At 65.7% G+C, this 6,351-nt stretch carries 6 protein-coding genes; 4 read left to right on the top strand and 2 right to left on the bottom strand.

Annotation, left to right across the window (positions count from 1 at the left end; genetic code table 11):
- The coding region (locus RMO40_RS17900; RefSeq protein ID WP_309724317.1) for an AMP-binding protein at positions 1–1,177 on the bottom strand (1,177 nt) is incomplete at its 3' end.
- Between the two features lie 150 nt (positions 1,178–1,327).
- Here RMO40_RS17900 and RMO40_RS17905 point away from each other — a divergent pair.
- Positions 1,328–2,074 carry a helix-turn-helix domain-containing protein gene (locus RMO40_RS17905; protein WP_309724319.1) on the top strand — a complete coding sequence of 249 codons (747 nt, stop codon included), beginning with the start codon at positions 1,328–1,330 and terminating at the stop codon, positions 2,072–2,074.
- A gap of 51 nt (positions 2,075–2,125) precedes the next feature.
- Here the strand turns inward: RMO40_RS17905 and RMO40_RS17910 are convergent, their stop codons facing one another.
- On the bottom strand, positions 2,126–3,208 hold the full coding sequence (locus RMO40_RS17910) for a pectate lyase family protein (protein ID WP_309724321.1): 1,083 nt from the start codon (positions 3,206–3,208) through the stop codon (positions 2,126–2,128).
- 877 nt (positions 3,209–4,085) lie between these two features.
- On the opposite strand from RMO40_RS17910, the gene glcE reads away from it, so the two are divergent.
- The 3 genes from glcE to RMO40_RS17925 all read left to right on the top strand — a co-directional run.
- Entirely contained in the window at positions 4,086–5,195 is a 1,110-nt protein-coding gene (gene glcE, locus RMO40_RS17915; protein ID WP_309724323.1) for a glycolate oxidase subunit GlcE, read from the top strand.
- A 2-nt stretch (positions 5,196–5,197) separates the two neighbouring features.
- Entirely contained in the window at positions 5,198–5,854 is a 657-nt protein-coding gene (locus tag RMO40_RS17920) for a methyltransferase domain-containing protein (protein WP_309724325.1), read from the top strand.
- Positions 5,851–6,351: DUF815 domain-containing protein (locus tag RMO40_RS17925; protein WP_309724326.1), on the top strand; the 501-nt coding region annotated here is incomplete at its 3' end. The genes RMO40_RS17920 and RMO40_RS17925, both read left to right, overlap by 4 nt.

The raw sequence follows: 6,351 nt of genomic DNA on the forward strand, positions 1-6,351 counted from the left end.
CCTGGTGGTCCGGTTGCAGACAGACGAACACCGCCGTCTCCGTGGAGCCGTACAGCTGCTTCAGGTTGACGCCGATCGAGCGGTAGAAGCTGAACAGGTCAGGGCCGATGGCCTCGCCAGCGGTGTAGGCCACCCGCACACGCGACAGGCCCAGCGTGTTGCGCAGCGGGCCGTAAATCGCCACATTGCCCAGCGCGTACAGCACACGGTCGAGCAGGCCAACGGTGTGGCCATCCATGCGCGCCGGGCCGACACGGCGCGCCACGGCCATGAAACGCTGGAACAGCCAGCGCTTGATCGCACCGGCGTCTTCCATGCGGATCATCACGCTGGTCAACAAGGCCTCGAACACGCGCGGCGGCGCGAAGTAATACGTGGGCCCGACCTCGCGCAGATCGATGTGAACCGTGGCCGCCGACTCGGGGCAGTTCACCACGTAGCCACAGGCCAGCCACTGCGCATACGAAAACACGTTCTGCCCGATCCAGGCGAGCGGCAGGTAGGCCAGCACCTCTTCGCGGTGGCTGAGCTTGTCGAAACGGGCGCCGGCCTGGGCGCGGTCGATCAGCGAAAAATGGGTGTGCACCACGCCCTTGGGATTGCCGGTGGTGCCGGAGGTGAAGAACATCGCGGCCACGTCGCCGGCTTGCGCCTTGGCCACTTCGCTGTCGAAGAAACTCGCGTGAGCGGCGTTGAAAGCGCGGCCTGATTCGATCAGCGTGTCGATCGCGTTGACACCCGGCTCGCTGTAATTGCGCAGGCCCCGCGGGTCGTCGAACCAGATGTGCTTCAGGTCGGCACATTGCTCGCGCACTTCGAGCATCTTGTCGACCTGCTCCTGGTCTTCGACCACCGCAAACGCCACTTCGGCGTTGACGATCGGGAAGACAAACTCGCCGGCCACCGCGTCCTGGTACAGCGGCACGGGAATGGCCCCGAGCGACTGCGCCGCCAGCATGGCCGCATACAGGCGTGGCCGGTTTTCGCCGATGACCACCACGTGCTGCCCACGCTGCAGACCCGCGGCGGCCAGGCCGCCCGCCAGCTCGCGCACCAGCGTGGCCAGCTGCGACCAGCTCAGCGTCTGCCAGATGCCGAACTCTTTCTCGCGCAGAGCCGGGGCATCGGGCCGTTGGGCGGCGTGCTCCAGCATCAAACGCGGGAAGGTCGTGGTCACCACAGTCGCTGTCTCCGGGGTCGGCAGGAGGCCCTGCTCTTGGGCGGACTGTAAGAAGAAGTTTGACGCCAAGCTGTCGTTCTAACGACAATCCTAGGGACACTCCTCCCCCGTTCTTACCCCAGCCTCTTGCCCCAGCGCCCTCCCGCCATGGCCTCCCGCGACGAACCCGGCATCACGGTCAGCCACCCGCCGCTGGCGGCGCGTGCACGCCAGGCCACCGAGGCCGAGCTGGCCGACATCCCGTGGCTGAAGACCTTGCAGGCCGACGAACGCGAGCGCGCCGTCGCCGACATCAAGGTCGTCAACGTCGCCATCGGTGAGCTGCTGTGCCGCGTGGGCCGCCCGGCCACCTTCTGGTTCGGTGTGATCGACGGTCTCTTGAAGATGAGCAACGACTCCAGCCGTGGTGTGCCCATCACCTTCACCGGCGTGCCGCCCGGTGGGTGGTTCGGTGAAGGCACGGTGCTCAAGCGCGAGGTCTACCGCTACAACATCCAGGCGCTGCGCAAGAGCGTGGTGGCGGGCATCAGCGTCGAGACTTTTCACTGGCTGATCGACCGCAGCATTCCGTTCAACCGCTTCGTGCTGCAGCAGCTCAACGAGCGCCTGGGCCAGTTCATCGGTGCGCGCGAGATCGACCGCATGAACGACCCCGATGTGCGTGTGGCGCGCAGCCTCGCGGCGCTCTTTCACCCCACGCTCTACCCCGGGGTGGGCAGCCTCTTGCGCATCACCCAGCAGGAGCTGGGCTACCTGGTGGGCTTGTCGCGCCAGCGGGTGAACGAAGCGCTGCACGCGCTGCAGGGGCTGGATTTGATCCGCATCGAATACGGGGGGTTGCGCGTGCTCGACCTCGATGGTTTGCGCAGGCAGGTGGTGGCGGAAACGCCATGACCTGGGCCTCCAAAAAAGGCGCCCGCCGCCATTGCGGCGAACGCCCTCACCTTATTTGACGCTGAGCTTGCCGACGCCAGCCTGCGCCTGCACCGCGGACTTGACGTCGCTGGCCTTCAACAATGTGAAGCTGTACGGCACCGTCCACCCCACCGCGCTGCTGAACCTGCAGGCGCTCGAAAGGTTCAGGGCTGAACCGTTAACCAACGAGCCCGAATCCAGGATGGCCCCGGCCTTTCCGTCCGACCCCGGGTTCTTGACAATGTGCGCGCACCCCGTGGCCCCCGCGACGTCGAACACGTTGTTCTGCGAAATGATCTTGGCCTGGTACCCCACACCGATGCTGTACTCGTGTGCATACACCTGGGCTTCTCGGCTGCCTTCGTGGAAGTTGTTGTACAGATGCACGCGCCCGAATCGCACCCGTGGCGTGCGGCTGGCGATGTGAAGGTAGTGGTTGCCGTGGAAGGTCACCCTCAAGTGGCCGTTGTCTTCCGTGGCGTTGTCGCTGGAGCCCACCAGTGTGTTCTTGGAATGCTGGTCGAACACGTTGTTGGACACCGTGACGTAGTCGGCGCCGTTTTTCACGTCGAGCGCACCGTCGTGACATTGTTTGAGCTTGCCGTTGACCACCGGCAGTGCCGCGTCCGTCTGCGGCGCATCGGTGAACACGTTGTGGTCGACCCACACGCGCGTCGATCCGTCGATCACCAGGCCGTCGTATTCCGAGTTCCAGTTGCCACCGCCGTCTTGTGAATCCCACTGCGGATCGATGTCGCAAGGATTGACGATGGTGAGATTGCGGACGATGACGTTGTCGACGCCCTTGATCGACACGCTGGCGTTGAGCAATCGAGCGTCTGCACCGAGACCGATCAGCGTGGTGTTGCCGCCCAGCTTGACGGCAATGCGCGCCTTCTGATCGGCGGCACTCCTGAAAGGGCCACCGTTGTCAGCGCCGGCCATGTCCACCGTGCCGTAGAGCTTGATGATCTTGGGCTTGTCGCCTTCGGCCTTCAGCACGTCGAGCAATTGGCGGGCGGAGTTGATCTTGTAAATCGCAGTGGCACCGGCAGCCGCGCCGCCCGTTGTTCCGCCCCCTTGGGTGGCCCACCCGCTGCGTGCGGATTCCACGCTGGCGTCAGACGAAGGGGGTGGCGTGACCGGGGGAGTGACCGGGGGAGTGACCGGTGGTGTGACAGGCGGCCTGGGAGGCGTCGTTGGAGGGGTGACAGGCGGCGTCGAGGTCGCCACGGGGCCAATGGCGCATTTTTTTACCCTGCCCCGGAAAGGGTCTGTACCGAAGGCGGCGTTTGTGCAGGCCACGTGGCCACTCACGGTGCGAACAACCCACTTGTCCTTGATCCCATAAGAAACGTTCCTGGCACGGCTGCCGACTTCGCAGGTCTGGCCTTCATTGGCGCACTTGGAATAGCCGGCGGGCCAGTCGACGCCCCACGCCGGAGCAGAAAACAACAGGGCCGCAGTGGCGGAGAGAAGGGTTCGATGTGTCATGAAAATGCGCCGGGGGAATTTGAACAGCGCGCATTAGACAAGCGAAGGCCGCCGCGAACTCAATCCCGCGTTCGTGCTTTCAACGCTTGCGTCCTGTTGCCTTTCGGCACCCAGCCAGTGGGTTGCTGGCGCCGAAGTCTTGAAGTAGCCCACGGTTGTATGGCCTCGCTTATGGCGGGGAAGAGAGGCCGCCGCCGCGGCAAATCCTCCATTGGTTTCGAAGGCTTCAACAGGACTGAGCCAGGCATGCCGGTGGTCTGAAGCACTCATGCAGTACTACCCCCTTCACCTTATTTTCAGAGTCACTGCGCTCAGTTCGTTCTGTCCACTGGGATGGCGCTTTCGCTTGCTGCGTGGGGTGGAAAAGACGGTAATGCCAAGGTCGTCATCGGGGGCGGCGACGTAGGCAACTGCCCCTGTATCTGACGAGATGTCTTCTACATCGCGGCTCGGGGCCGGCGCTGGCGAGCGGGTCGGGCGAGAATAGCCCTCACCCATGAACGCCACTGACCCTGCACTCCAAACCTTGATCGACCGTGTGCTGGCTGCCCAGGCCGCCGGCACGTCCCTCAACATCTGCGGCGGTGGCAGCAAGAGTTTTTACGGCGAGGCGCCCGTGGGCGAGCCGCTGCACACCACGCAGCTGGCCGGCATCTCCAGTTACGAACCGAGCGAGCTGGTGGTGACCGCACGCGCTGGCACCCCCTTGATCGAGCTCGAGTCGGCGCTCGCCGAACGCGGGCAGTGCCTGCCTTTCGAGCCACCGCACTTCATCACCCACGGCAGCACGGGCGCCACGGTGGGAGGCATGGTGGCGGCGGGCTTGTCGGGCCCGCCACGCGCCTCGGTCGGCGCGGTGCGCGACTACGTGCTGGGCGCCAGCCTGCTCAATGGCAAGGGCGAGGTGCTGAGCTTCGGCGGCCAGGTGATGAAGAACGTGGCGGGCTACGACGTGTCGCGCCTGCTCGCCGGCTCGATGGGCACGCTGGGGGTGATCCTCGAGGTCTCGCTCAAGGTGTTGCCGATGGCGCCGGCCACCGCCACGCTGCGCTTCCAGCTGGAGCAGGTGGCCGCGCTCGACAAGCTCAACCTGTGGGGCGGCCAGCCGCTGCCGCTCAATGCCAGCGCGTGGTGGGACGGCACCTTGCTCGTGCGCCTGCGTGGCGCGCTCGCCGCGGTGCAGGCCGCCATCACCCGCATGGGTGGCGACGTGATCGAGCCGGCGCACGCCAGCCCCTTCTGGGACGGCCTGCGCCACCACACCGACGAATACTTCACCAAGGCGCAAAAGGCCGTGGCCGGTGGCAGCGTCTCGCTGTGGCGCCTGTCGCTGCCGCCCACGGCCAGGCCGCTGATCCTGCCGGGCGAGCAGCTGATCGAATGGCATGGCGCGCAGCGCTGGCTGTGCACTTCGGCATCGGCCGCCAAGGTGCGCGAGGCCGCGTTGCGCGCGGGTGGGCACGCCACGCTGTTCATGGCACAACACAAGGCCGGCGGTGCGTTTGCGCCGCTGAAAGCGCCACTGGACCGCATTCACCGTGACTTGAAGACCGCCTTTGACCCCGCGGGTGTGTTCAACCCCAGCCGGCTGTACCCTGGGTTGTGATCATGAGCAGTGACCTACCCAACGACATGCGCCGCTACTACGCGCTGCGCGCGCGCGAGTACGAACGCATCTACGCCAAGCCCGAGCGGCAGGCCGACATCGCCGCGGTGAAAGCCTGGTTGCCGCCGCTGTTCGACGGCCGCCAGGTGCTCGAAGTGGCCTGCGGCACCGGCTACTGGACGCCATTTGCCGCAGCGACCTGCACGTCGTGGACGGCCACCGACGTGAACGAAGAAGTGCTCACGCTGGCGCGCGCCAAGCCGCTGCCGCACGAGCGCGTTCAGTTCACGTTGGCCGATGCCTATGCCCTCGCTGTGCCCCGGCAGTTCGACGCCGCCTTCGCCGGCTTCTGGTGGTCGCACGTGAAGAAGGCGCAGCTTGCGGTCTTCCTGAAGAACCTGTCGCTCAAGCTGGCATCCGGCTCCGTGGTGGCGATACTGGACAACACATTCACCGAGTGGAGCTCCACGCCGCTCTCCCGCCGCGACGCCGAAGGCAACACTTACCAGAAGCGCAAGCTCGCCTCGGGCGAGGAATTCGACATCATGAAGAACTTCCCCACCCACCAGGAGCTGATCGAGCTCGTGGCTCCCGTGGCCTCCGAGGCGCGCATCGAAGAGGTCACCTACTACTGGCTGCTGGTGTTCAAGCTCAAATGAGCGAGGAGCTGAAGCGCATCGCCGAGCGGCTGGGCGACCTGGTGGAGCGCCTCGACCGGCTGCTTCCCGCATCGACCCAGGCGCCGGACTGGAAGTCCGCCAAGGCATTCCGCTGGCGGCGCAATACGCGCGGCGGCTACCTCGAGGCCGTGCGCCATCCGCACTCGATCCGATTCTCGGACCTGAAGGACATCGACGAGCAGAAGCGGCGCGTGCGCGAGAACACCGCGCAGTTCGTGGCCGGCAAACCCGCGAACAACGTGCTGCTCACCGGCGCGCGCGGCACCGGCAAGAGCTCGCTGGTGAAGGCGGCGCTCGCGGAGTTCGCTTCGAAGGGACTGCGGCTGATCGAAGTCGACAAGCGGGACCTCGTGGACTTGCCCGACATCGTGGACCTCGTGGCCGATCGACCCGAGCGCTTCGTGGTGTTCTGCGACGACCTCTCCTTCGAGGCGTCGGACGCGGGCTACAAGTCGCTCAAGGTGGCGCTCGACGGC

The organism is Rhizobacter sp. (assembly GCF_031412075.1).
Taxonomy (GTDB): Bacteria; Pseudomonadota; Gammaproteobacteria; order Burkholderiales; family Burkholderiaceae_C; genus Rhizobacter.

Excerpts from the sequence above, each read along its gene's own strand:
- RMO40_RS17905 (WP_309724319.1), top strand. The coding sequence starts at position 1,328 with ATGGCCTCCCGCGACGAACCCGGCATCACGGTCAGCCACCCGCCGCTG.
- glcE (WP_309724323.1), top strand. The coding sequence starts at position 4,086 with ATGAACGCCACTGACCCTGCACTCCAAACCTTGATCGACCGTGTGCTG.
- RMO40_RS17920 (WP_309724325.1), top strand. The coding sequence starts at position 5,198 with ATGAGCAGTGACCTACCCAACGACATGCGCCGCTACTACGCGCTGCGC.